21 protein-coding genes and 3 tRNA genes are annotated in these 24,373 nt (G+C 49.6%); 7 read left to right on the top strand and 17 right to left on the bottom strand.

Features of this window, described 5'->3' with window-relative positions; translation table 11 throughout:
* Positions 1–19: 19 nt before the first annotated feature.
* The 4 genes from METMA_RS0117540 to METMA_RS0117525 form a co-directional block, all read right to left on the bottom strand.
* On the bottom strand, positions 20–1,201 hold the full coding sequence (locus tag METMA_RS0117540) for a BaiN/RdsA family NAD(P)/FAD-dependent oxidoreductase (protein WP_020160415.1): 1,182 nt from the start codon (positions 1,199–1,201) through the stop codon (positions 20–22).
* Between the two features lie 104 nt (positions 1,202–1,305).
* Complete coding sequence (locus METMA_RS0117535) at positions 1,306–1,620, bottom strand: hypothetical protein (RefSeq protein ID WP_020160414.1); 315 nt, start codon at positions 1,618–1,620, stop codon at positions 1,306–1,308.
* A gap of 18 nt (positions 1,621–1,638) precedes the next feature.
* Complete coding sequence (locus tag METMA_RS0117530; protein ID WP_020160413.1) at positions 1,639–3,726, bottom strand: V-type H(+)-translocating pyrophosphatase; 2,088 nt, start codon at positions 3,724–3,726, stop codon at positions 1,639–1,641.
* Between the two features lie 358 nt (positions 3,727–4,084).
* Positions 4,085–4,531: a host attachment protein gene (locus tag METMA_RS0117525; RefSeq protein WP_027147424.1), complete on the bottom strand. Its 447-nt coding sequence runs from the start codon at positions 4,529–4,531 to the stop codon at positions 4,085–4,087.
* A 257-nt stretch (positions 4,532–4,788) separates the two neighbouring features.
* Here METMA_RS0117525 and METMA_RS27115 point away from each other — a divergent pair, with 257 nt between their 5' ends.
* Both METMA_RS27115 and METMA_RS28055 read left to right on the top strand, forming a co-directional pair.
* Positions 4,789–4,956, top strand: a complete 168-nt coding sequence (locus METMA_RS27115; RefSeq protein ID WP_020160411.1) for a hypothetical protein — start codon at positions 4,789–4,791, stop codon at positions 4,954–4,956.
* Positions 4,957–5,718: 762 nt separating this feature from the next.
* Positions 5,719–5,841 carry an ATP-binding protein gene (locus METMA_RS28055; protein WP_332248888.1) on the top strand — a complete coding sequence of 41 codons (123 nt, stop codon included), beginning with the start codon at positions 5,719–5,721 and terminating at the stop codon, positions 5,839–5,841.
* Positions 5,842–6,141: 300 nt separating this feature from the next.
* On the opposite strand, the gene METMA_RS0117510 is transcribed toward METMA_RS28055, so the two are convergent.
* The 5 genes from METMA_RS0117510 to METMA_RS0117490 form a co-directional block, all read right to left on the bottom strand.
* Positions 6,142–6,217 (bottom strand) — tRNA-Glu (locus METMA_RS0117510).
* A 125-nt stretch (positions 6,218–6,342) separates the two neighbouring features.
* A tRNA-Glu gene (locus tag METMA_RS0117505) sits at positions 6,343–6,418 on the bottom strand.
* 29 nt (positions 6,419–6,447) lie between these two features.
* Positions 6,448–6,523 (bottom strand) — tRNA-Ala (locus tag METMA_RS0117500).
* Positions 6,524–6,570: 47 nt separating this feature from the next.
* Positions 6,571–7,974, bottom strand: a complete 1,404-nt coding sequence (gene gltX / locus METMA_RS0117495; protein WP_020160409.1) for a glutamate--tRNA ligase — start codon at positions 7,972–7,974, stop codon at positions 6,571–6,573.
* A gap of 7 nt (positions 7,975–7,981) precedes the next feature.
* Positions 7,982–8,431 carry a tetratricopeptide repeat protein gene (locus METMA_RS0117490; RefSeq protein WP_027147423.1) on the bottom strand — a complete coding sequence of 150 codons (450 nt, stop codon included), beginning with the start codon at positions 8,429–8,431 and terminating at the stop codon, positions 7,982–7,984.
* 165 nt (positions 8,432–8,596) lie between these two features.
* Between METMA_RS0117490 and METMA_RS0117485 the strand changes: the two genes are divergently transcribed.
* Positions 8,597–9,784, top strand: a complete 1,188-nt coding sequence (locus METMA_RS0117485; protein WP_020160406.1) for an OmpA family protein — start codon at positions 8,597–8,599, stop codon at positions 9,782–9,784.
* Between the two features lie 499 nt (positions 9,785–10,283).
* Here METMA_RS0117485 and serS read toward each other — a convergent pair whose 3' ends face one another.
* From serS to orn, 4 genes are read right to left on the bottom strand one after another with little or no spacing between them, the layout of a single operon-like run.
* Positions 10,284–11,555 carry a serine--tRNA ligase gene (gene serS, locus METMA_RS0117480; RefSeq protein WP_020160405.1) on the bottom strand — a complete coding sequence of 424 codons (1,272 nt, stop codon included), beginning with the start codon at positions 11,553–11,555 and terminating at the stop codon, positions 10,284–10,286.
* A 23-nt stretch (positions 11,556–11,578) separates the two neighbouring features.
* Positions 11,579–11,896, bottom strand: coding sequence for a DUF190 domain-containing protein (locus METMA_RS0117475; protein ID WP_020160404.1), 318 nt, complete (start codon positions 11,894–11,896; stop codon positions 11,579–11,581).
* The gene (gene crcB / locus METMA_RS0117470; protein ID WP_020160403.1) at positions 11,893–12,600 is read right to left on the bottom strand and encodes a fluoride efflux transporter CrcB; all 708 of its coding nucleotides are present in this window, start codon (positions 12,598–12,600) and stop codon (positions 11,893–11,895) included. The genes METMA_RS0117475 and crcB overlap by 4 nt, the downstream gene beginning before the upstream one ends.
* A gap of 6 nt (positions 12,601–12,606) precedes the next feature.
* Entirely contained in the window at positions 12,607–13,170 is a 564-nt protein-coding gene (gene orn, locus METMA_RS0117465) for an oligoribonuclease (RefSeq protein WP_020160402.1), read from the bottom strand.
* 90 nt (positions 13,171–13,260) lie between these two features.
* On the opposite strand from orn, the gene METMA_RS0117460 reads away from it, so the two are divergent.
* Genes METMA_RS0117460 through METMA_RS0117450 form a run of 3 tightly spaced genes read left to right on the top strand, consistent with a single transcriptional unit; the run spans position 13,261 to position 19,175 of the window.
* Entirely contained in the window at positions 13,261–14,508 is a 1,248-nt protein-coding gene (locus METMA_RS0117460) for a M48 family metallopeptidase (protein WP_020160401.1), read from the top strand.
* Positions 14,508–15,395, top strand: coding sequence for a ribosome small subunit-dependent GTPase A (gene rsgA / locus METMA_RS0117455; RefSeq protein ID WP_020160400.1), 888 nt, complete (start codon positions 14,508–14,510; stop codon positions 15,393–15,395). Before METMA_RS0117460 ends, rsgA begins: the two co-directional genes overlap by 1 nt.
* Before the next feature lie 57 nt (positions 15,396–15,452).
* Complete coding sequence (locus METMA_RS0117450; protein WP_020160399.1) at positions 15,453–19,175, top strand: FAD-dependent oxidoreductase; 3,723 nt, start codon at positions 15,453–15,455, stop codon at positions 19,173–19,175.
* Positions 19,176–19,388: 213 nt separating this feature from the next.
* Here the strand turns inward: METMA_RS0117450 and METMA_RS0117445 are convergent, their stop codons facing one another.
* From METMA_RS0117445 to egtD, 4 genes are all read right to left on the bottom strand, one after another.
* Positions 19,389–19,841 (bottom strand): hypothetical protein, encoded by a 453-nt coding sequence (locus METMA_RS0117445; protein WP_020160398.1) that lies wholly within the window; start codon positions 19,839–19,841, stop codon positions 19,389–19,391.
* 153 nt (positions 19,842–19,994) lie between these two features.
* Positions 19,995–20,708, bottom strand: a complete 714-nt coding sequence (locus METMA_RS0117440) for a hypothetical protein (protein WP_020160397.1) — start codon at positions 20,706–20,708, stop codon at positions 19,995–19,997.
* A 12-nt stretch (positions 20,709–20,720) separates the two neighbouring features.
* Positions 20,721–21,923: an ammonium transporter gene (locus METMA_RS0117435; RefSeq protein ID WP_081917834.1), complete on the bottom strand. Its 1,203-nt coding sequence runs from the start codon at positions 21,921–21,923 to the stop codon at positions 20,721–20,723.
* A gap of 247 nt (positions 21,924–22,170) precedes the next feature.
* Positions 22,171–22,908, bottom strand: a complete 738-nt coding sequence (gene egtD / locus METMA_RS24940; protein WP_269634244.1) for an L-histidine N(alpha)-methyltransferase — start codon at positions 22,906–22,908, stop codon at positions 22,171–22,173.
* 79 nt (positions 22,909–22,987) lie between these two features.
* Here egtD and METMA_RS0117425 point away from each other — a divergent pair, with 79 nt between their 5' ends.
* Positions 22,988–24,301: an IS1380 family transposase gene (locus METMA_RS0117425; RefSeq protein WP_020158288.1), complete on the top strand. Its 1,314-nt coding sequence runs from the start codon at positions 22,988–22,990 to the stop codon at positions 24,299–24,301.
* Positions 24,302–24,373 lie beyond the last annotated feature (72 nt).

The raw sequence follows: 24,373 nt of genomic DNA, 5'->3' as shown, positions 1-24,373 counted from the left end.
ATTTAGCCGTACACCATCTCTACACATACTGCCCTGCGCACCAGGCTGACGACCACGCCCATTGAAAATTGTATCCGCCTAGCCAGCCGGTAACGTCCAGCACCTCACCAATAAAATAAAGTCCCTGCACGGCTTTACTTTCCATGGTTTTGGACGAGATGGCATCACAGTCAACCCCGCCGCAAGTCACTTCAGCAGTACGGTAGCCCTCAGTACCGCCAGGCTTAATGGTCCAGTTATGGATCTGTTCTGAGACTTGCCGAATCTGTGTATCGGAAAGATCCTGCAGAGAGCGCTCCAGAATTTCTTCAGCGAATAAACGGCTAATCAATCGCTTGGGCAAATAACCTCCCAGGCAAACTTTCAGCTTGCTGTTAATTTTTTGCTGTCGCTTTGATTTCAGTTCCTCATCCAGATTTATTCTTGGCAGCAGGTTAATGCTGATTTCTTCCCCCGGATGCCAATACGATGAAATTTGTAAGACAGCCGGCCCACTCAAGCCCCGATGTGTAAATAAAATATTTTCACTAAAGCTGCGGATTTTATTACTGATGACGCAGGGAACGGCAATTCCCGATAAAGCTGAAAATTTGCTTTTATCTTCCGGTTGCAATGTAAACGGCACAAGGCCCGCATACGTAGGCTGCACTTTTATGCCAAACTGCCGCGCAATTTTATAACCTAGCGGCGTAGCGCCCATTTTAGGAATCGACAGGCCGCCGGTCGCGACCACCAATGACTGACAAATATAATTACCATTGTCTGTTGTAAGATAAAACCGCTTGTCAGCCGTTTGTTCAAGAGTATCTATATGTGTGCTTAGCTGCACAGTCGCTCCCGCGTCATCGCATTCGGCTAACAACATATTGAGAATATCGCGAGCACTTTCGTTACAAAACAACTGTCCGTGCTCTCTTTCATGAAAAGGAATATGATAGCGCCCGATCAAGGCCAGAAAATCCCATTGCGTGTATCGACTGAGCGCCGACTTGCAAAAATGCGGATTATGCGAAATATAGTTATCAGGCCCAACTTCATAATTAGTGAAATTGCAGCGGCCGCCGCCTGACATCAGGATTTTTTTGCCGGGTTTGTTAGCATGATCCAGAATAATGACTTTCCGGCCCCTCTTGCCGGCTTCTATTGCGCACATCAGGCCCGACGCACCTGCTCCGATAATAATGACATCGGCCTCTTTCATGACCTACACCTACACAAAAGCAGCCAACTATACAATAAATCAGGTCATCGTTTAACTATAAAAAGCTTGAATGCATATTGATAAAATTTCGTTTCGCTAAAGCACTAGAAAAGTTCAGGAAAACTATCTGGCTCATGCATGATTTCAGGGCCGAGCTCACTGAATTTGAACAGCCTCATTGCCCGCTCACCGTTGTAATCAACCACACGTAAATGATCCGTTTCATACAAATCATGGGTTGCGATATCAAAGTGCTTGCCATAGCGTTCTTTTGCCAATTCCAAGGGAATTTCGTGAGCGATAAACTTATAAATACCCTTGCCCGCCAATTTTTCCAGAAATAACTTGTGCTCAACATCATCGTGCTGAGATAGAACCACCAAGGTACCGCTGCCGGAGAATAACAAATACGCTTTCATAATCAATACCCCTTTCCGCTAACCTAATAAGGGAGCAATAACCAGGCTGACAATAGCCATTACATTGATGAGAATATTCATTGATGGGCCGGCCGTGTCCTTAAAAGGATCTCCAACGGTGTCTCCGACAACTGCTGATTTGTGGGCTTCAGATCCTTTGCCGCCGTGATGGCCTTTTTCAATATATTTCTTGGCATTGTCCCAGGCACCGCCTGAGTTTGCCATCATTAATGCCAATAAAACGCAGGAAAGCAACGCCCCGCCCAGCATACCGCCTAAAGCTTCAGGGCCCAGTATAAAGCCAACCACAGGCGGCGCGGCAATCGCAATTATCCCTGGTAAAATCATTTTTTTGAGCGCCGCCGCAGTCGCTATATCAATACAAGTGGCAGTATCAGGATCGGCACTCGCGTCCAGCAAACCCGGAATCTCGCGGAACTGGCGGCGAATTTCCTTTATCATCTCAAATGCCGCCTCACCGACCGCTGTCATAGTAATCGAGGCAATGAGATAAGGCAGCATGCCGCCAATAAAGAGACCGATCAGCACATCCGAATTGCTTAAATTTAACTGAAAATTCTCAATGCGCATGCTAATGGTTTCGACATAAGCCGTAATAATCGCCAAAGCCGCCAATGCCGCCGCACCGATAGCAAAACCCTTGCCGATGGCGGCAGTGGTATTGCCCACTTCATCAAGAGAATCTGTAATCGCTCGCGTTTTAGGACCCAGTCCTGCCATCTCAGCGATACCACCAGCATTATCGGCAACGGGTCCATAGGCATCGATTGCCATAGTGATACCCACGGTTGCCAACATGCCTACTGCGGCAATACCAACACCATACAGTCCAACCAGTGAGCTACTTACCAAAATTACCGCGCAAATTGTCAGTACCGGTATGGCGACTGACTCCATTCCGACAGCCAAGCCCGTGATCATCACTGTGGCCGCCCCGGTTTCACCTGACTCGGCGATCCGATGGACCGGACTACTGGCTGTATAATATTCAGTGACTAAACCAATAATGACGCCTCCAGCAGCACCAGCCAGCACGGCTAATGCGACTTTTAGATCAATCCCCATGCCGGCCACCACCAAAAAAGCTGTCAAAATAAACAGAATAGATGCGCCTAAGGTACCGCTACGTAAGGCCAATTCTGGCTTTTCGCTGGCATTTAATTTTAGTTCCATTAAAGGTTTAGCGACAAACCCTAAAACATTATGCTGCAGAAGAACTTCAATTTGTTTATTACCCGCTTGATGCACCAAAGTAATTCCGACGATGGAACAGATCAAGCCTGCGGAAGATAAAGCCAGAGGCAAAAACATCAGATCTTCACGCACTCCCAGGGGATCAATAATATCCGACGCCATGGAGCCGGCCATGGCGATCGTGGCTATCATGGCACCGCAATATGATTCGAAGATATCCGACCCCATGCCGGCCACGTCGCCAACATTATCTCCTACATTATCGGCGATAACGCCGGGGTTACGCGGGTCGTCCTCGGGAATGCCGATCTCAATTTTACCCACCAGATCAGCGCCGACATCGGCGGATTTGGTAAAAATGCCGCCGCCTACGCGTGAAAACAAGGCGACAGTTGATGCCCCCATGCCAAAACCATGAATTGCGTGGACTGTTTCCGCATCACCACTAAAAAACAAATAGAGCGAACCCAACCCCAACAGTCCTAAAGAGGCCACAGCCAGTCCCATAACTGAACCGCCAAAAAAAGCAACCGATAACGCTGAGGACATGCCTTCCTCATAAGCCGCGGTAGTTGTTCTTGCATTAGCTCTAGTGGCAGTAAACATACCCAGAAAGCCGGCCAGTCCAGACGTTGTGGCACCGACAATAAAAGCCAATGTTGTCCTCCATCCCAGCGAAAAAAACAGCAATATAGCCAATACGCCGGCAAACAAGATTAGCATCGTATATTCGCGCCGCATAAAAACCATTGCCCCCAGGTGGATCTCACGCGCAATTTTTGCTACCTTTTCGCAGCCTTCGCGATAACGCATCACTTTATGAAAAATTATATAGGCGGCCAGTAGCCCTAATAGGCCAAACAATGGCGGAATAAAAGTCGTCAGTATCATTGCATTCCCCATTTTTATATTTTCAATCCATTCAATATTAGATAACCAGCATCATCCAGTAACGTATCTTTACCAACTAAAACAATTGCTGATTTTTATGGCTCTATTTCAAGTTGTTATATTAAAAAAATAACCAGAAATATAACTCATTCAAAAACAAATTATTATGTAAAAAATATTACAAAATACAGGCGCTCATAATCAGTCATTTAGCCATTAAAATAGCCCAATATAATTTATAAAAATTTAAGAAAACAACAGCGCCATTAAGTAAGAAGAAATAAGTTTCTAAATTCTTCTTTACCTAAGCGAATTAACCGACTGTCAAGATCAGCCTCCATCTTTCTTCAATTTAATTTCACAAATTGGGCAAATATTTCGGCAGGTATCCGCGAATATCAACAGCACTTTGTGTAGTAACGTCTTTATCAAGCTCTAAGCAGACATTTTTTCTAACCTGTTCCGATAAATTATTACGCAGCATTCCCAGAAATGAAGACTCTGCAATAATCACTAACCGATCATATTTATTCGCATTGAGCGACTCTTCCAGAAGCTTAGCGATAGAATGGGCAAAATTGCTGGCTTCGTGCTTTTTTGGATCGCTGGCAGGATCGTAAGCATGCCCGCCCGCACCGCCGGCATGGCGCATCCTTCCCGGTAAATCCGACGTTATTTCTCGATCAAATAAGCGCCCTTCCGTATGGGCAATGTCTTCAATCTCTTCTAAAGGCGAAGAAGGCGTATCAGCAGTAAATATTCGTGCCCGACTACTATCGGCAGCAAGTATCCAGAATAATTTCATAGCTATTTCCTCGTTAAGAAATTGCCTAATTGGTCAATGGTCATTATTTCTTAATTATTAAAAAGATCCATACGTATCCTTACCTATGGCTTTTTGAAAATAACTACTTTATATCTCATTTCTTGCTAAGTACTTATACTTAAGTTATTGCACTAATTCCTTTACTCTATCCGTTACGTTATAAATATTAGAAAAAATGGCAAAAGGGATTTAATAAAAAAACGTGAGTTTCATAATGAGAACAGGAGAGAAATACAGTGGCTGCTTCTTATAATAATGAATTAGATCATGTTCATGTCTTGCTGCAAGATAACCCCGAAAGTGATATGGAACCACAGGAGTATCAGAACATGATTGTTGAATCTATTTATTATTCTGAACTGGCAATTTCATATGATAATGAACGAGAAACTCATGATCAATAAAGCGATTCCAAGCCATACTTACTAATGACTATGCAATATCTCATTATTGTCGCTTTAGCATGTAATCTAGTATTTGCAAAAGTTCAAGCATCAGAACTCCCAAAAGATCAGAAGTCGTATCAAAAAATACAGCAACATGACAGTAACAAATTTCTTGTCCAAAATCCGCAGTTAGAAACCTATTTCAACGAGGGTCAATGCCTGTCATGCCACAGCATCAATCAGCTACAAAGGTTATTTATGGAAGTTAAACAGACCAATGATTTAACACATGGAAAAAACTAAATCGCGCCATTACTCAAATGCGAATCAAGAGCTGAATAGAAGCGAGTTGATACCATTAAACTATTGATATTCGCAATTAAGCTTTACCAATGAAGAAGTCATCGCTATTACATAATCAGTCTTGTTCTGACGAGTATGATTTGCAGAGCATTCATAGGGTGCGAACACCCTCAAGGGGTACAAGTACCCATAGGGCATAAATGAATTCGCGCCTACAATTTGCCCGTCATAAATAAATTGGCGAAATACTATTTAGGATTTGGCTAAAAATGACTTCCTGAAATTAGACTCTTGATAGGATGTGCTGAACAAAAGTAGGCGCTCCAGGCGGCGCAGTGAAGCGCATCGCTCGCGAACGATGCGCCTCCTCGTCGACACATCCTAATGTTTAAACAGGAAAATTGTTGACGACCAAATCCTTACCTGTTCGGAGTGATGGATAAGCACAGAGCGATCAAGAGTATTTAGACTACGCGGATCGGCATTTACACCCTTGTTTTCTCCGCGACTACCGTCGACCGCATCATCCATCACTCACATATTTTTATGATCGGCGGGGAAAATTATCGGCTGAAAGCGAAGCTAAACAATTCATATTAACCGGAAAAAGTGGCTCAATTTTAATAGCCGAAACTGGCTCAATTCTGTTGGCCATTGACAAACAAGAATCCAGGGTAAGCCTGGCTGATTGACTTCTTCCCAGTAGTCTTGGTCAAGCAAGGTCACCGGTTTAACGCTTGTGCGGCTAAAGAGTTGGCGGACTCGGGTTACCGATCAACAGAGAATCTGTTTTTCTGGGACTTTTTATGAACCAGTTCTTAAATCACATTTTAAGAAAGCTGAAAAAATAGCGGACATAAAAAAAGGATATCAGTATACTGATATCCTTTTTTTATATAATGGCGTCCCCAGGGGGGTTCGAACCCCCGTTACCGCCGTGAAAGGGCGGTGTCCTAGGCCACTAGACGATGGGGACTAAAACTGGTTTAGTCAGCCTAAACTCTTGGCAAAAATAAACAACTGCCAATACTATAACTGAAGTATCTAAACATCCTGAACTTATAAAAACTCCCATGCATTAGCATGGGGCTATAAGATTCATGGCGTCCCCAGGGGGGTTCGAACCCCCGTTACCGCCGTGAAAGGGCGGTGTCCTAGGCCACTAGACGATGGGGACTAAAACTGGTTTAGTCAGCCTTTGCTGTTTGGTGGAGCCAGGCGGGATCGAACCGCCGACCTCAACACTGCCAGTGTTGCGCTCTCCCAATTGAGCTATGGCCCCTCAGTAAAGAACCGCCATTTTACACGATTTTTTAGTCCTGTCCACCTTTAATTTAAATTTTTTATATAATTTATGGATCGTAATATTCTTGCCAAGGTTTTTTCCTTACCAAGCAGCGATAAAGTCACATCAATTGCGGGCGACACAGAGGTTCCGGAAACAGCGACTCGCAAAGGTTGAGCCACCTTACCCAGATTGAGCCCCATCTCTTCGGCAACATTAATAACAATCTGATGCAATTCTTCCCCCACCCATTCAGTGACCGCGGAAAATTCATCATGCAACCGCGCTAACACTTCCTCGGCATTCGAAGTAAGATTCTTTTTAGCGGCCTTCTCATCATATGAGTCAAAATCTTTATAGAAATAAACACTTGCATTCGCCATTTCAACCAACGTTTTACTGCGCTCTCTTTGCGCCTTTACAATATCAATCAAATCCGGCCCGTCTGAAGGATCAATGCCTGACTCGCCCATATGCCAGCTTAAGTGGCGAGCGACATGAACAGGATCGCTATTCATAATATATTGATGATTCAGCCATAAAAGCTTTTCATTATTGAACACGGATGCCGATACATTAACGTTTTCCAGTTGAAAGTACTCGACCATTTCATCCAGCGAGAAAATCTCCTGATCGCCATAAGACCAACCCAATCTGACCAGGTAATTGAGCAGAGCATCCGGCAAATAACCGTCGTTACGGTACTGCATGACACTGACGGCGCCGTGTCGTTTTGACAATCGAGCGCCATCGGAACCCAATATCATGGGCAAATGCGCATACTTCGGCATCTCGGCGCCTAATGCTCGGAGAATATTCATCTGCCGCGGCGTATTGTTGATATGGTCATCGCCTCGGATGACATGCGTCACGCCCATATCCATATCATCAACCACAACGGTTAAATTATAAGTGGGCGTACCATCGGCTCTGGCAATAATCAAGTCATCGAGTTCTTTGTTAGCAACGACAATGTCACCTTTAACCAGATCGGGAATGGTTACCACGCCATCAGTCGGATTTTTGAAGCGTATGACCGGCATCCCCTCTCCGGGTCCTTCTGCAGAATCCCTGCATTTACCGTTATAGCGCGGCTTCTGTTTGTTAGCCATTTGCTCGGCACGTAATTGATCCAACTCTTCTTTACTGCAATAACAGTAATAGGCATCGCCCTGATCCAGCAATTGTTGAATAACTTCTTTATAACGATCAAAGCGCTGGGTCTGGTAAAACGGCCCCTCATCATACTCCAACCCCAACCAGGTCATACCTTCCAGAATAGCATTCACCGACTCTTGTGTTGAGCGCTCCAGATCGGTATCTTCGATTCTTAAGATAAACCGTCCGCCATGCTTGCGCGCGTAAAGCCAGGAAAACAAGGCGGTACGAGCGCCGCCTACATGCAAATAGCCCGTCGGACTCGGGGCAAAACGTGTTTTTGTACTCATTTGATATTTATTTCTTCAGTAAAATTTTTTTAGCGTATTCTGTTGGAATTTGCCGGGCCGCGCTCAAGCGAGCCGTTTTATAATTAAAGGCTACACTGCCTTTAGCCGTATCATTTCTTCCTAGAAGCGCAAGCGAGGCACCATGCCCTTTAGCCGCTGCTTTCTCATACCACTGCGTTGCCATATCAACATTGTGCGGCACACCCAATCCTCTATCATATAAGGCCGCCATAACGACTTCGGCTTCAATAAGGCCTTGCTTTGCTGCTTTCAGCATCCATTCGGCGGCTTTTTGTTCATCGCGTTCAATATCCTCTCGGCCTAATATATACATTGCCCCCAATTTAGCCTGCGCCAGGGCATCGCCTTGCTCTGCCATTTTTTGAATATCGCTTTCTGCCGCCTGTATGTTTATACTGGCCATTAACATTGATAATAAAACTAATAGTCTAACCATTTTCCAACCTCATATTCATATTTATAAAACCATTTGTATTATTTCATGTCTTATTAAAAAGGTGAATTATTCATTTAAGAAAAGCCAGCACCTAATATTATTTAAATCATTGATAATAAATAAAAATATCACCTTTTCCATTCAGCATGATCAAGGAGAAAATAAATGAAAAAAATAATGATGATTACTGCATTTATAACTGGCGGAATTTTGTCAGGCTGCGCATCCCAACCCATCAGCACTTTTCAGCTATTTCACGCTAATGATTTGAATACCCTGATTCGCTCAGGCGAATATAAGCAAAAAACGGATAATTTCTTTGTTATTAACGATTCCTCTTCATCCATGAATGAAGCTTATCAAGGCCTAGGTTTTCCCGGCCAGCCGACCCCTACCAAATTCGCGGTCGAAAAAGAAATACTCAATAGAATAAACCAAACCATTCCCGATGATTTGCAATTGACTTCGAGCATTCGCAGTTTTGGTTTCGGCCCATGCCTATCATGGGGCTTTACGAAACTCAATCTGCCACCCGCAAGCTATTCAAAATCGACTTTCGGCCAAGGTATCGACTCATTAACCTGCGCCAGCGGCGGCTCACGCATGGACTCGGCAATTAACGCAACGTCCAAGGACTTGTCGACAACATCCGGCAACATAGCGCTTTTAGTACTCAGCGATGGCCACAACTTGGACAGCGACCCCGTAACGGCGGTTCAATCCTTAAAGAAACAGTACGGTGACAGGTTATGTGTTTATACCGTTTGGGTCGGTAATAAAAAAGATGAGCAAGGCCAAATCGTATTAAACAGATTATGGAAAACGGCCGGTTGCGGCTACGGGGTAGCGGCTGACCGCATTGCAAATCCCGATGATATGGGCAAATTTGTCCATAGCATCTTCTTAACAGCCGGCACGCCGGTCGCAATCGACGGTGATGACGATGGAGACGGCGTCCCAAACAGCCAGGATCAATGTCCTGATACACCTAAAGGCGCACACGTCAACAAGTTCGGTTGCTGGATTATCGAAGGCGTGCAATTCGATTACGATAAAAGCGACATCAAACCTCAATATTATGGTGAACTGGACAAGGTCGCCGCTGTTCTTAACAACAACCCTGGTCTGAAAGTTGAAATACAAGGCCATACCGACAGCAAAGGCTCTGTCGAGTATAACCAGAAACTCTCGGAACGCCGCGCTCAAGCAGTTAAAGCTTATCTGGACCGCGCGGTCAATGTCAATGTGACATTATCGGCTCACGGCTATGGCTTGACTCGCCCTATAGATACTAACGAGACGGCAGCAGGCCGGGCTAACAACCGCCGCGTACAACTGGAAGTAATTAAATAATCGCCGCTTGATACGAACAACCGGAGTAATTTCAATAACAGCCACCGGCCATAATAGCCGGTGGTTTATCCTTGATATAAGGGAAATATTGATTTCGCCAGATCATTATTAACTAAAATAATATAATGATTCTCACTATTGCCGGTAACGAAGCATTGTCCCACGAAGGCAACCCGGACTGATTCATCAGAAAAAATACGGACTATAGCCACTACCTACGATAAAAACTGTTTTATATAACTCCTAAAAAATGCCTTGCTTTTAACATACCAATAATATTTAACGGATTTAAAGTTTAGTACAACGAATTCGCATTTTAAAAATCAACAAATACCATTTCGATATAAAGTACTATTTCCGCATTATTACTTATTTGAGCGCATATATAGAACCTGGCAAGATACTGATGATATTCTGTCGAGCAATCATATTAAATTGCAAAGCACAACGGCGGACCGATTATAAAAAATCGGTCCGCCGTTGAATAATACCAATTAAATTACTCAATAATATCCAATCCGCCCATATAAGGCAGCAAGGCCTCCGGAATGCGGATCCGTCCCTGGGCATCCTGATAATTTTCCATGATCGCAATCAGGGTTCTGCCGGCCGCCAGACCTGAACCATTCAAGGTATGCACCAACTCGGGTTTACCGGTTTCCGGATTGCGCCAGCGCGCCTGCAGGCGGCGGGCCTGAAAATCCCTGAAGTTACTGCATGAGGATATTTCTCGATAAGCGCCCTGCCCCGGCAGCCAAACCTCGAGGTCATAGGTTTTCGATGATGAAAAGCCGGTATCGCCGGCGCACAACAACACCTTGCGATAAGGCAGTTTCAGTTTTTTCAGGACGTTTTCGGCATGCTCGGTCAGTTCTTCATGCGCCTTGGCGGACTCTTCAGGCTTGACGATCTGCACCAACTCGACTTTTTCAAACTGGTGCTGGCGGATCATGCCGCGCACATCGCGTCCGTAAGCGCCGGCTTCGCTACGGAAACAGGGCGTATGCGAAACGAACTTCAGCGGCATGTCCTTGGCGTCTACGATAACGTCCCTGACAATATTCGTGACCGGCACTTCGGCGGTGGGAATCAGGTAAAAGGCCGGATCATTGTCGACCTTAAACAGATCGGACTCGAACTTAGGCAACTGACCGGTACCGCGCAGGCTGTCCGCATTAACCAGAAACGGCACATACGTTTCGTTGTAACCGTGCTCCAGCGAATGCATATCCAGCATCAGCTGAATGATCGCGCGCTGCAGTCTTGCCAATGGGCCGTTCAAGACCACAAACCGGGCGCTGGCGATTTTGGCGCCCAGCTCAAAATCCATGCCTCTCTTTGACCCCAGGTCGACATGATCCTTGGGCTCGAAATCAAACACAGGAATGTCGCCCCAACGGCTGATTTCGATGTTATCGTCTTCACTTTTGCCGTCCGGCACGCTGACATCAAGTATGTTAGGAATGCCCTCCATCAAGGCGGCCATTTGCGCTTGAATACCGGACAGTTCCGTTTCCGCCTCTTTCAGCTGATCGCCCAAATGCTGAACCTGATCCAAAAGAGGCTGAATATCCTCGCCTTTGGCCTTGGCCTGCCCGATCGACTTAGAGCGGCTGTTACGCTCGTTCTGCAGTTCCTGGGTTTTAACCTGTATGTCTTTGCGCCTGGCTTCCAGGGCAGTGTAAGACTCCGTATTAAAACTGAATGAACGCCTGCTTAATTGTTCCTTCACATAATCAAGATCAGTTCTAAATATATGGGGATCTAACATGACGGTGTAGTTACCTTTTGAAATTAAGAAATTGAGTGAGTATGAGCTGTTGCCGGCCAGCTGACGATATGTTTGAGATCCAGTTTTAACTGGAGTTCATGAATAGCCTTTTCGACTTTCAAAGGCTCGTCGTAAAACTCGATGATCAACGGCAATTCCAGCGACAGATCAAGCAGCGACGACGTATGGATCTCGCCTGAAGCACCCATTCCGGCGATACCGCGTATCACCGTGATGCCTGTAATTTTTTCTTCGTTGCGCAGAATGTCCAGGACGCGATCAAGATAATCATGACCTTCCAGCATATAGACTCTGGCAATCGTTATATCTCTTGTATTCATATCTGCCTGCCTACCCATAAACCTGTCCAAAGCACTAAAACACTGATCAAACCATTACCGACAAAAATGCCCAGCATTAAATTCAAATGCGCTTCAAATGAATAACCGTGCTCAATCAAATACAGAACCAGATACAAACCTGACAAGGTTAAATAAAGTCCTACGATGATTATCATAATCGCAGCCCGGTATTCCATCGACAGCGCTACTTTCTGCAGCAGGATAGTCGCTACAATACCTATCAAGAAAGCACCAATGGCATTGACCACAACCAACGCATAAGGAAAAAGCCCGCCCGGCCATTGAATAACACCGTCCGAATAAAGAAACAGCGACCGTCCTGAAAGCAGACCCAGCCAGACGGCCAATAATCCGGCGCTGATACTGATCAGGACATTCAGGCCGGCCTTGGTGAAACTGCCCTGCTCCATCAAATAAATCGTTTCCAGCGAAAAGCTCGAAAACGTCGTGAATCCGCCCAGGATGCCCACCAGAATGGCGGCCCGGTATTCCATTGCGAAAGTGATACGCTGCAAAATCAGTGCCTCGGCCAGCAATCCGATTAAAAACGAGCCGATGACATTGACGGCTAGCGTGCCGTAAGGAAAGCCCCGGCCCAGCCACTGATAAACGCCTGTTGAAACTAAAAAACGCAGTACTGAGCCAAGCGAACCGCCCAGTGCCACGGCAATCAATTGATTCATATTTACTCAGGCGCTGCCCGCGCCCTTATAGGCAATAAAATGATCCCGGTAGTAACGCAGTTCTTCGATCGATTCGACGATATCGTTTAGAGCGATATGCGTGGCCTTTTTACTAAAACCGCCTTTCAGTTCCGGCGCCCATCGGGCAACCAGTTCCTTAAGCGTTGAAACGTCCAGGTTGCGATAATGGAAATAGGCTTCCAGTTTTGGCATATACCGATAAAGAAAACGCCGATCCTGACAAATGCTGTTACCGCAGATGGGCGACTTGTTTTCCGGCACCCATTCCTTGATAAATTCCAGAGTCAGACGTTCGGCTTCGGCATCATCGATCGTTGAAGCCTTGACCCGATCGATCAGGCCGGATTTGCCGTGGTATTTCTGATTCCAGTCATCCATAGCCGCCAGCGCCGCATCGGACTGATGAATCGCCAGTACAGGACCTTGAGCCAGAATATTCAAGTCCTTGTCGGTGATGACCGTGGCTATCTCAATGATTAAATCGGTATCGGGATTCAGCCCCGTCATTTCCAGATCTATCCAGATGAGATTCTGTGGATCCTGCGCCATATTATTGATTCCATAATATTAATAAGGTTGCGGTAAATTGTAGCATTGGCTAATCTGTATGCCTAATTCTTAAACTTGCGTTTTAAACCCATGAATACCTTTACCATTATCTTTATAATCGCATTGATAATTTCCTTTTCGGTTCAGTTCTGGCTGTCCAAACGCCAGGCCGCCCATGTCAAAAGTCATCGTTCCGACGTGCCCGAAGCGTTTAAAAACAGCGTTTCCCTGGAAGCCCATCAAAAAGCAGCCGACTATACCATTGAAAAAGGCAAACTAGGCGATATTGACAGCATTATCGGCGTTATCGTCTTGCTGCTGCTGACGGTAGGCGGAGGCATCAATGCCGCCTTCGAATTCTGGGCATCTTTTGACTTGTCGTCTCGGATAGCCGGCATCGGCGCCATAGCCACAGTTTTCCTGGCCATGTCCCTGATTGACCTGCCGACCAGCATTTATCAGACGTTCGTCATTGAAGAAAAATTCGGCTTTAACAAAAGCACGCCCAAACAGTTCGTCAAAGACCAGTTGCTGCAGATGGCGCTGGTCGCGGCAATCGGCCTGCCTTTGCTGGCTCTGATCCTGTGGGTAATGGACAATATCGACCTCTGGTGGTTATGGGCATGGGCTATCCTGATCAGCTTTTCACTCCTGATGAGCTGGCTTTACCCTACCGTCATCGCGCCGCTATTCAATAAATTCACCCCCATGCAGGAAGGTGCGCTGAAAGACAGGATTCAGGGCTTGCTGGCGCGTTGCGGCTTTAACAGCCAGGGCATCTTCATCATGGACGGTTCCAAGCGCTCGGGCCATGGCAACGCTTATTTCACCGGCCTGGGCAATAACAAGCGCATCGTGTTCTTTGATACGCTGGTCGATTCCCTGGATGACGAGGAACTGGAAGCCGTGCTGGCCCATGAACTGGGGCATTTCAAGTGCAAGCATGTGATTAAAATGCTGATCGCCACCTCGATCATGAGTTTGATCAGCCTGGCGGTCCTGGGCTGGCTGATCGATCAGCAATGGTTCTATACCGGACTCGGCGTGGAACAACCGTCCAATGCCGCCGCCCTGTTGTTATTCATGCTGGTTTCGCCGGCCTTTACCTTTTTCATGCAGCCTGTCAGCGCTTATTTTCAACGTAAGTTTGAATTCGAAGCCGATGATTTCGCATCAAAAAATGCCCAGGCCAGCAAGATGATCAGCGGCCTGGTCAAGCTGTATGAGGAAAACGCCAGCACATTGACGCCGGACCCTCTCTACTCGGCTTTCCATTACAGTCATCCGCCGGCGGCTATTCGCATCGCGCATCTGGAATCCAAGATACAAAGCGCATAATGGCTGAACTCCTTGAAGGCTTGGTGCTCTCTCATTTAGGCCAGGGCATCGCCGTTGAAACCGACGGCAAAATCTACCTGTGTCAGACCCGCCGGCGGCTCGATACCGTCGCCGTCGGCGACAGAGTATTGTGGCTGCAATCGGCGCCCGACCAGGGCCGTATCGAAGAAATCCTGCCCAGGCGGTCGTTATTGGCACGCCCTTCCAGAAATAGCAAGGTCCGCCCGGTAGCCGCCAATATCGACACCGTCTTCGTGGTGTTCGCCACCGAACCTTATTGCGATTTTCTGCTGATCGATCAATACCTGGCCGTCTGTGAGAACCATCATATCAATGCCGCTTTAGTGCTTAACAAAATCGATCTGGGGCAATCGGATAGTATCGAGCAGGAACTGCTGGACTACCAGAAGCTAGGCTATGCCCTGTACCGGGTCAGCACCAGAATCCCGGATCATAAAGGCCTGGAGGAATTGAAACAGGCGTTAAAAAACCAGGTCAGCATCCTGGCGGGCCAATCGGGTGTCGGCAAGTCTTCCTTAACGAATGCCCTGATCCCCGACAAGGAACTTAAAACCAATACGATCTCGGCGACGACCAAGCATGGCCGCCACACGACCACGGCCGCGACGCTGTATCACATGGAGCAAGGCGGTGATCTGATCGACAGCCCCGGAGTCGCCATTTTCGGACTGGCAGGTCTTACCGAACAGCAACTGGCTTATGGTTACAGAGAATTTCAACCTTTGCTGGATGAATGCCAGTTCAATGACTGCCGTCATTTACACGACAAGGGGTGCGCCGTGCGCGCAGCGGCCGAAAATGGCCGTATTTCAATGAAGCGCTATCAGCGTTTTTTGAAACTTAGGGAGAAAATGCCGCCCACATAGCCTCTTATTATCAAGAGAATCAATGATCATTATCAAGCCGACCGGAGTATAGAAAGTATGGAACAGAGTATCTTCAAGCTGGGCATCCCCGGTTTCAACTACGCGGATTTATACGACTCCGCGCGCCTGAAGGATTTACTGGCGATATTCGATAAGACCGTCGAGCAGCAAAATCCCGAACTTTTCGCAGCCTTTCAAGATTACCGACTGACTCAGGGCTCGGGCTTGCAACCGGTGGAAATTTCCGACCTGCTGGTACGCATGGGGCCTTATGTCGGCCAGTTCGTCGCCAAACTGTTCAATGTCTCCGAGCAACATCAGAACCAATCCATAAAAATCCGGGACGACTTCGAGACGATCTTTGCCTACAAGCACGACGTCGTCGACAAGCTCAATACGCTATTTAAAGGCCAGGATGTCAGCCAGTGGGACATTACCGCCACACTAAGTCGCCTTGAACTGCTGATCGAAGCCGGCTTTCCGGAAGCCAATGCCGATACCGACCCCGAACGCCGCGTAGCCTGCGTCGGCGCCGAACTGACGCGACTGGCCCGCCATTACGAATCCATCGCCAAAGGCCAAACCAGCGACTACGCCGATGCCGATCAGGTCGTGCAGGCGTTGCGCCGGCACCTTGGCGAACATGGCTCGGTTGCCATTCTGTTCGCCGACATTCTGGCCCTGCAGGATGCAGCCGAATTCGTCAGCCGCCTGCTGGACATCGTGCAGCGCTGGAGCTTTATCGCCCTCAATGACCCGCAAGTCCGCCGGACGGTCGCCGACTGGCTCAGCTTCAAAACACCCGAAAAACGCGATTTCGACGATCTCGTCGAGCATGAAATCATCGATCGCGGCCCTTATAAAGTCTGGATGGGGCCGAAAGAACTCCGCAAGCGGCGCGATGGTTTCGCCCTGACCGATCCGCGCTTTGATGAAAGGCAGGCGCTGTATGAAGTCGACCATTGCATCTACTGCCATGAGCGCGACACGGACTCCTGCTCCAAAGGCATGCGCAACAAGAAAACCCAGACGTTCAAAACCAACCCCCTGGACGTGGTCATCACCGGCTGCCCGCTCGATGAAAAAATCTCCGAGATGCATCTGGTCAAACGCCGGGGCGACAATATCGGCGCGCTGGCCATCGTCATCATCGACAACCCCATGTGCCCCGGCACCGGCCACCGCATCTGCAATGACTGCATGAAGGGCTGCATCTATCAAAAAACCGATCCCGTCAACATTCCGCAGATCGAAACCAATGTTCTGACCGACGTGCTGTTCATGCCTTACGGGTTTGAAATCTACAGCCTGCTGACGCGCTGGAACCCGCTGAACATCAAGCGTCCTTACGCCCTGCCCTATAACGGCAAAAACGCGTTGGTCGTGGGCCTGGGGCCGGCCGGCTACACCATGAGCCATTATTTGCTGAACGAAGGTTTCGGCGTCGCCGCCATCGATGCCCTGAAACTGGAGCCGTTGCCTGCCGGATTGACCGGCGATGCCGACACGCCGCCCGAACCAATCGAGGATTTCAGCACTCTTTACGAGCAATTGAACGAGCGCCGGCTGGCCGGTTTCGGCGGTGTCGCCGAATACGGCATTACGGTGCGCTGGGACAAGAACTTTCTGAAAGTCATCTATGTCAACCTGCTCCGGCGCCGGAATTTCCGCGCTTACGGCGGCATCCGTTTCGGCGGCACGCTGACCATCGACGACGCCTGGGACCTGGGTTTCGACCATATCAGCATTGCCACCGGCGCCGGCAAGCCGACCATCATTAACTTAAAGAACAATCTGATCCGCGGCATCCGCAAAGCCTCCGACTTCCTGATGGCGCTGCAATTGACCGGCGCCGCCAAAACCTCCTCACTGGCCAACCTGCATGTGCGTTTGCCGGCCGGCGTCATCGGCGGCGGCCTGACCGCGATCGACACCTGCACGGAACTCCTGGCCTATTACCCGGTACAGGTCGAGAAAATACTGGCGCGTTATGAAAAGCTGGTGCAGGTATTCGGCGAGAAAAGCGTACGCATCCGCTACGATGCGGAAGAGATCGAAATCCTTGATGAGTTTCTGGCCCACGGCCATGAAATACGGGCCGAACGTCAGCGCGCCGACGCCGCCGGCGAGAAACCGGACTTTCATCCCCTGCTTGAAAAATGGGGCGGAGTTACCTTGTTCTACCGCAAGGGCATCAAGGATTCGCCGGCTTATCGGCAAAATCACGAGGAAATCGCCTCGGCGCTCACGGAAGGCATTGCCCTGGCCGAAGGCCTGAGCCCGAAGGAGGCGCGGGCCGATGAGCACGGCCATCTGAAAGCGGTACTGTTTGAGCAGATGGCTTTAGATAACGGCCGCTGGACGAGCGCCGGCGTCGATGTGACCGTGCCATTACGCAACCTCTATATCGCCGCCGGCACATCGCCCAATACGATTTATCAAAGCGAGCATCCCGACACCTTCGAGATGGATCGGCAATTCTTTCAGCGCTATCAGCCCGAATGGCCAGGCGGCGATCTGGAACTGGTCCCCATGACTGACGAAGCCGCGCCCAAACTGGGCAAGCCGGCGCCGCTGACCTCCTACCGGAAAGGCGATAAATTCATCAGTTTTGCCGGCGACAATCATCCGGTCTACGCCGGCAATGTCGTCAAAGCCATGGCCAGCGCCAGAGACGGCTATCCTTATATCGTCAAACTGTTCGAAAAACAACTGACCGGCCTGGATCCCGCACAACAACCGCAACGCGATGCCGCGCTGCGGACCCTGTTCGCAAACCTCGACGAGGCTCTGGTAGCCAGAATTGTCGCCATCAACCGCCTGACGCCGAATATTATCGAAGTCGTCGTGAAGGCGCCGATGCAGGCCAAGCGCTTCCAGCCGGGGCAGTTCTACCGGGTGCAGAACTTTGAAGCTCATGCCCCGGTCGTCGAAGACACGGTGCTGGCCGCGGAAGGCATCGCCCTGACCGGCGCCGAGGTGGACAAGGAAAAAGGCACGATCTCGCTGATTGCGCTGGAGATGGGCGCCTCCACGCGCCTGTGCTTCGGCTGGGACATCGGCGACCCGCTCATCGTCATGGGCGTCACGGGCACGCCGACGGAAATTCCGCAGGGCAAAACCGTGCTACTGCTGGGCGGCGGCCTGGGCAATGCCGTCCTCTTCTCTATCGGCAAAGCGTTGCGGGCAGCCGGCAATCGGGTGATTTATTTTGCCGGTTACAAAAACAAGCATGATGTTTTCAAGGTCGAGGATATCGAAGCCGCTTCGGATATTATTATCTGGTCGGTCGATAAAACGCCCGATGTCGAGGAACCCATCAGGCCGTCACGTCCGCAGGACAAAACCTTTATCGGCAACATTCTGGAAGCCATGATCGCTTACGCCACCGGTGAACTGGGCGAACAACCCATCCGCCTGTCCGAAGTCGATCATCTGGTGGTGATCGGCTCGGACCGCATGATGGCGGCCGTCAAGGAAGCCCGCTTCGGCATATTGCAACCTTACTTGAAAGAACACGTGGCCATCGGCTCCATCAACTCGCCGATGCAATGCATGATGAAAGGCGTCTGCGCCCAGTGCCTGTGTAAGCATACGGACCCGCAAACGGGCGAGGAATCCTTCGTCTATTCCTGCTATAACCAGGATCAGGAACTGGACCGCGTGGACTTTGGCCATCTGCATGGCCGGCTGCGGCAAAATTCGGTACAGGAAAAGCTGTCGAATCTCTGGCTGGACTATCTGCTGGAAAAACAAAAAGAAGCAGAGCATCATCCGTAAACCCCGCGCCATGCCGGCGTGGCTTAGGATTCGGTTAAAAATAAATTTCCGATTTTTCGCTGAAAATAAGCACTTATGTAGGGGCGAGTTCATTTATGCCCTTTTAGGGTATTCGCCCTGGGCGACTTAAGTCGCCCCCACATCTAAAAATTCAGGGAAGTTATTTCTCAGCTTATCCTTAGAATGACACCGGCAAAGGCATTGCCCTGGAGCTTACATTTTCACTGCAGCCAGTGCCGCCTCGGCGCGATCGCCAATATGACTCTTTTCGAAGTCGCCGCGCAAAATCTTTAAGGCGTATTTCTCCCGCTCTATCTCTTGGCGCGTGCGCACGCCCATACGACGAAAAATCGGGACCGGCGGACACCAGCCCTGAATGGCATGCTGGAACAGAAAAGGCAGCACAATACCCGGCAACAGCAGCCACCGCCTGTCGTACTTGCTGCCGAGAAAAAGGCCGGTAAACGCCAGCACGGAAGCGTTGGTTTCCAGCACGCGCTCTATATCCCACTCATGATCCAGCTCCCAGATGCGATGCGAAATATCCTCTTTGCTCCGGGTCGCGAAACGCCGGATCCGAGCCTCGATCTCCCGATCTATCTGACGATTGATCGCTTGCGAGCTGCTGGATCGTACCCTGTCTGTAGTTTCAACGGTAGTGCTCATCGCTAGCCTCCTTATGATGAAGTATTCAAAGCTCAATACTGCCCGCAAATACCGATAGCGTCGGTACGGAAACGTACACACTATGATAATTCGAACGCTCCGGGCGTTGCGCCTCAGCCAGACAGGCCCGGTCCGAACCGGCCGTCGTACAATTTAAAGGAACCGTGAGGGCGAAAATTGCCTGGCTTCCGGTTTTTGTTCACAGACCGCTATGGCCTTATGAAAACACTCGTCAGCAGCAACAGGCCCCAGCATTTCACACAATGCCGTGTAAACAAGATGCACCAGACCGGCAAGAGCTTTCTCGTCTAAATCCTCAGCCCAGCCGAAGTCATCAGGCTTGTTTGCCCATCGGCTGATGGGGCCGGCATTTTCTCTCGCGCCTGTTTTCTTATCTTCGGCCAGTTCCATCAGCACCTCGAATAAAGCGTTTTTTTCCGGCAGATACGCCGTCAGTTGTTTCATGAAATCCGAAAATACAACCGTATGCGCAGGCAATGAGGCCATTGCTTCTTGCCGCTCTTCGATGCGCTCCACCGCTGACAATACCGGCGCCGGCCGCCTTTGCACCGGTTTTGGCAACGGCTGGGACTGATTTTGTTCAAGCATCGTCGACAAAGGGTCCATCTGTAAATCGGTATCCTCGGTCATTAATTGATGAAACCGGCCATAGAGGGATTTGCGGATTTCCGGTCCTATATCGAATTCCGAACAAACTTTGCTGATATAAGCAATCAAATTGCTTACGCTGTCGGCTTGATAGCTTCGTTCCAGTAAATGAATCGCCTTGAACAGCTGGTCCTCGGCAAGATGCGGCTGAAAGCAAACCCAGGCCGCCTGCCTTCTGCGTTTATTAGTATCATTCATCACGGCAGCTCCTTATGCCGCATTGGAATCCAGTCGTTTTTGAAATTCAGGATACCCCACTTCATAATGCTCGGTGTAATCCAGTCCGCGCTGCTCATGCAGCGTAGAGGCCCTGACGCCCAGGTAGCTATCCAGCAATTTAAAAAACAAAAACGCGCTAGGAAATGCCCATAAAAAACATGTCACAACGCCGGTTAGTTGCACGAAAAGAGCCGAGACACTAAAAGCGCCCTGCGGAAATAACGCCACCGCCAAAGTGCCCCATGCGCCAGCCACGCCATGCACCGCAACAGCACCGACGACATCGTCCAGTTGCAATCTGTCCAGCAGGTTGACTGCCAGCAGGTAAAAAACGCCGCCGGTAAAGCCCACGACAATGGCCGCCAACGGCGATAAAGAAGCCGCTCCCGCGGTGATGCTGACCAAGCCGGCAATACTGCCGTTGACGGTTGCGGACATTAATACGGGCCGCTTTCTGAAATACATAAACAATAAGGCGCTCAGCGCTCCGGCGCTGCCGCCCAAATGGGTGTTTAAAAGCACTAGCCCCAGATTATCATGTTCCAGACCGCTGATGCTGCCGCCATTAAAACCAAACCAGCCCAACCACAAAACAAACCCGCCCAGCGCCACAAACGGCAAGTTATGGCCGGGGATTTCGCGCGTCTCCCCTTGCCTTGAATAGCGCCCCAAGCGCGGACCTAAAACGATAATTCCTGCCAGGGCGCACCATCCGCCAACCGAATGCACCACGGTTGACCCGGCGAAATCCACAAAACCCAGGCCTTTCAGCCAGCCCTGCTCGTTCCAGGCCCAACTGCCAAATATCGGATAAATAACCGCAGTCACAAAAGCGCTGAAAATCAGATAGGTGGTAAAATGCATACGCTCTGCCACCGCGCCGCTGACAATGGTGGCGGCCGTCGCTGCAAACATGGTCTGATAAGCCAGATTAACGGCTTCGGCAGGAGTGAATTGTTGCGGAAAAAAATGGTTACTCCCTAACCAACCCGTACCGCTATAGCCAAACATCAAACCAAAACCGATGCCCCAGAAAATCAAGCCGCCCAAACACATATCCATATAATTTTTCATCAATACATTGATCGAATTTTTCGCCCTTGAAGTGCCCGATTCCAGCAAAGCAAAACCCGCTTGCATAAAAAACACCAGCATCACGCACATTGCCGTCCAAATAACTTGTAGTTCGCTCATAATCATCCTTATACGTTAAAAACTTCGTAAATGGTGCTAGCAAGCATCAAGCCAAGTCATCAGGATGAACGATAAACGGGCTGTTAAAACGTCTATATCGAAAGTTGATTCAAACTCATACTGAACAATTAAATAAAATCCCTCCTGTCGTGCTTAACTGAAACGCAGCAATAACGAACCAATATGGTGCGCACTCACCTTGACGGGAAACCAGTCAGCCGTAATTTGGTGCGAGATGTGTTTTACTTCATACGCCAAAATAATGGACACAAAACAAGCCGTTCCGATCACGCCAGCAACGGCCCGGTTCGAACCCGGCATGACGGGCCAGCGTCCGGAACTCCTCGATCCCGTATTTGTAGGAGTTTTCGGTATGAATCGATTCGCCGTCCAGAAACTCGAAAGTCTCGCCGGCCACGACAACCCGCTGATGTGATTCACTGCGCAAATGCATCTCGATGCGCCCTTTCGGCTCATTGAAAAAAGCGTGATGGCGAAAACGCCCCAGATCGAAATTCGCCGCCGCCCCGGCATTGATGCAGCGCAACAGATTCAGATTGAACTGTGCCGTCACGCCTGCGCTGTCGTTATAGGCCGCCTGCAATACGGCTGCATCCTTTTTCAGATCGAAACCGATCAGCAGGCCGCCGTCAGGCTGCACGCACCGGGCAATGCCGCGCAGCAAAATCTCCGCCTCAGCCGGTTCGAAATTGCCGATGCTGGAGCCTGGGAAAAAGACTGTTTTCCTTTGCCCTTCGGGCAGAAACGGCAACTCGAAATGCCGAGAATAATCCAGGCAGGCGGCGTGGATATTCAGCCATGGATGGTCGACCGCCAGTTCCCGGCTGGCGGCGAGCAGATGCTGTCCGGCGATATCCACGGGCATGTAAACATCGGGTTTCAGCGCCTCCAGCAGCAGCCGAACCTTGCGGCTGTTGCCGCTGCCCAGTTCGATCAGCGTCCCGCCCCGCCCTAGCCCGGATATTTCATAAAAAAAGCGGGCAAATCCCGTAGAGTTCGATAAAATTCAGTTGCTTAGATTGAATTTGAACAAGGATTTGCCCGTGCCAAATTGTACCGCAGCTCAAATAGATTTTCCTGCCTTTAAACGCCGCAAAATACAAGCCCAATTCAGCGGCGGAGCCATCACCAGTGATGGTGGTGTGCTGTTGTTAAGAACCATTGACCAACAGCTCCAGTTAACCCAACGGATTGCGGAACAGATGCACGATCCCAGGGATCCTGAGCGCATCCGGCATCCGGTAGTCGACTTGCTGCGACAACGGGTTTATGGTCTGGCCTGCGGCTATGAGGATTTGAACGATCACGATACACTCCGAAACGATATCGCCTTTCAGACGGCCGTGGAAAAGGATCAGGCATTGGGTAGCCGCTCCACCTTGTGCCGGTTCGAACAGCGGGCGGACCGAGGCTTGATGTGGCGGATGCATGAGGAACTACTGGCGCAGTTCATCGCCTCCTATAAGACGCCGCCGAAGTCCCTCATTCTGGATTTCGACGCCACCGATGATCCGGTTCACGGTGAACAGCAAGGGCGTTTTTTCCACGGTTATTACCGGAATTACTGTTTTCTGCCCTTGTATGTCTTTTGCGGTAATCAGTGCCTGGTCAGCTATTTGCGCCCCAGCAATATTGACGGGGCCAAGCACAGCTGGGCGATCCTGGCCTTGCTGGTCAAACGCCTGCGTCAGGTCTGGCCGGACGTTCAGATTATCTTCCGTGGCGATAGCGGCTTTTGTCGGCATCGGATGCTGAACTGGTGCGAGCGGAAGGGCGTCCGCTATATCGTTGGTTTGGCCAAAAACCAGCGCTTGAAGCGTTTGAGTCAACCCTGGATTGAGCAAGCCCGGACACAATATGAGGCAACACAACAGAAACAACGCGTGTTCACCGATTTGCACTATAAAGCCGGCACCTGGCGATGCCGGCGCCGAGTCATCCTCAAAGCCGAACACATGAGTCAAGGCAGCAACCCGCGCTATGTCGTGACCAACCTGGCAGGCGAGGCGCAAACGCTTTACGAACAAGTCTATTGTGCCCGAGGCGAGATGGAAAACCGGATTAAAGAGCAACAACTGGATCTGTTTGCCGACCGTACCAGCTGCAGTCTGTGGTGGCCGAACCAGTTCCGCCTGCTGCTGTCGACGCTGGCCTATACGCTGATCGAGGCCATCCGCCGGATCGCCCTGAACAACACCGAACTGGCGCAGGCCACCTGTGCCACCATTCGCCTGAAACTGTTTAAGATCGGCGCCGTAGTCATCCGCAATACCCGCCGTATTCGGCTGCTGCTGAGCAGTCATTATCCCTTCCAGTCCCTGTTTCGATCTGTCTGCCAGCGCCTGTGCCCTGATTAGCGCTCGGTAAGTGCTGTACCCGGCACGCTATAAACAACGGGGTAAGGGGGAGCTGTGCCTGAAAATCGGCAA

Origin of the sequence: Methylobacter marinus A45 (assembly GCF_000383855.1) — a bacterium.
GTDB lineage: Bacteria > Pseudomonadota > Gammaproteobacteria > Methylococcales > Methylomonadaceae > Methylobacter > Methylobacter marinus.
The sequence above is the reverse complement of the archived record's forward strand: the minus strand, read 5'-3'. Positions and strand labels throughout refer to the sequence as shown.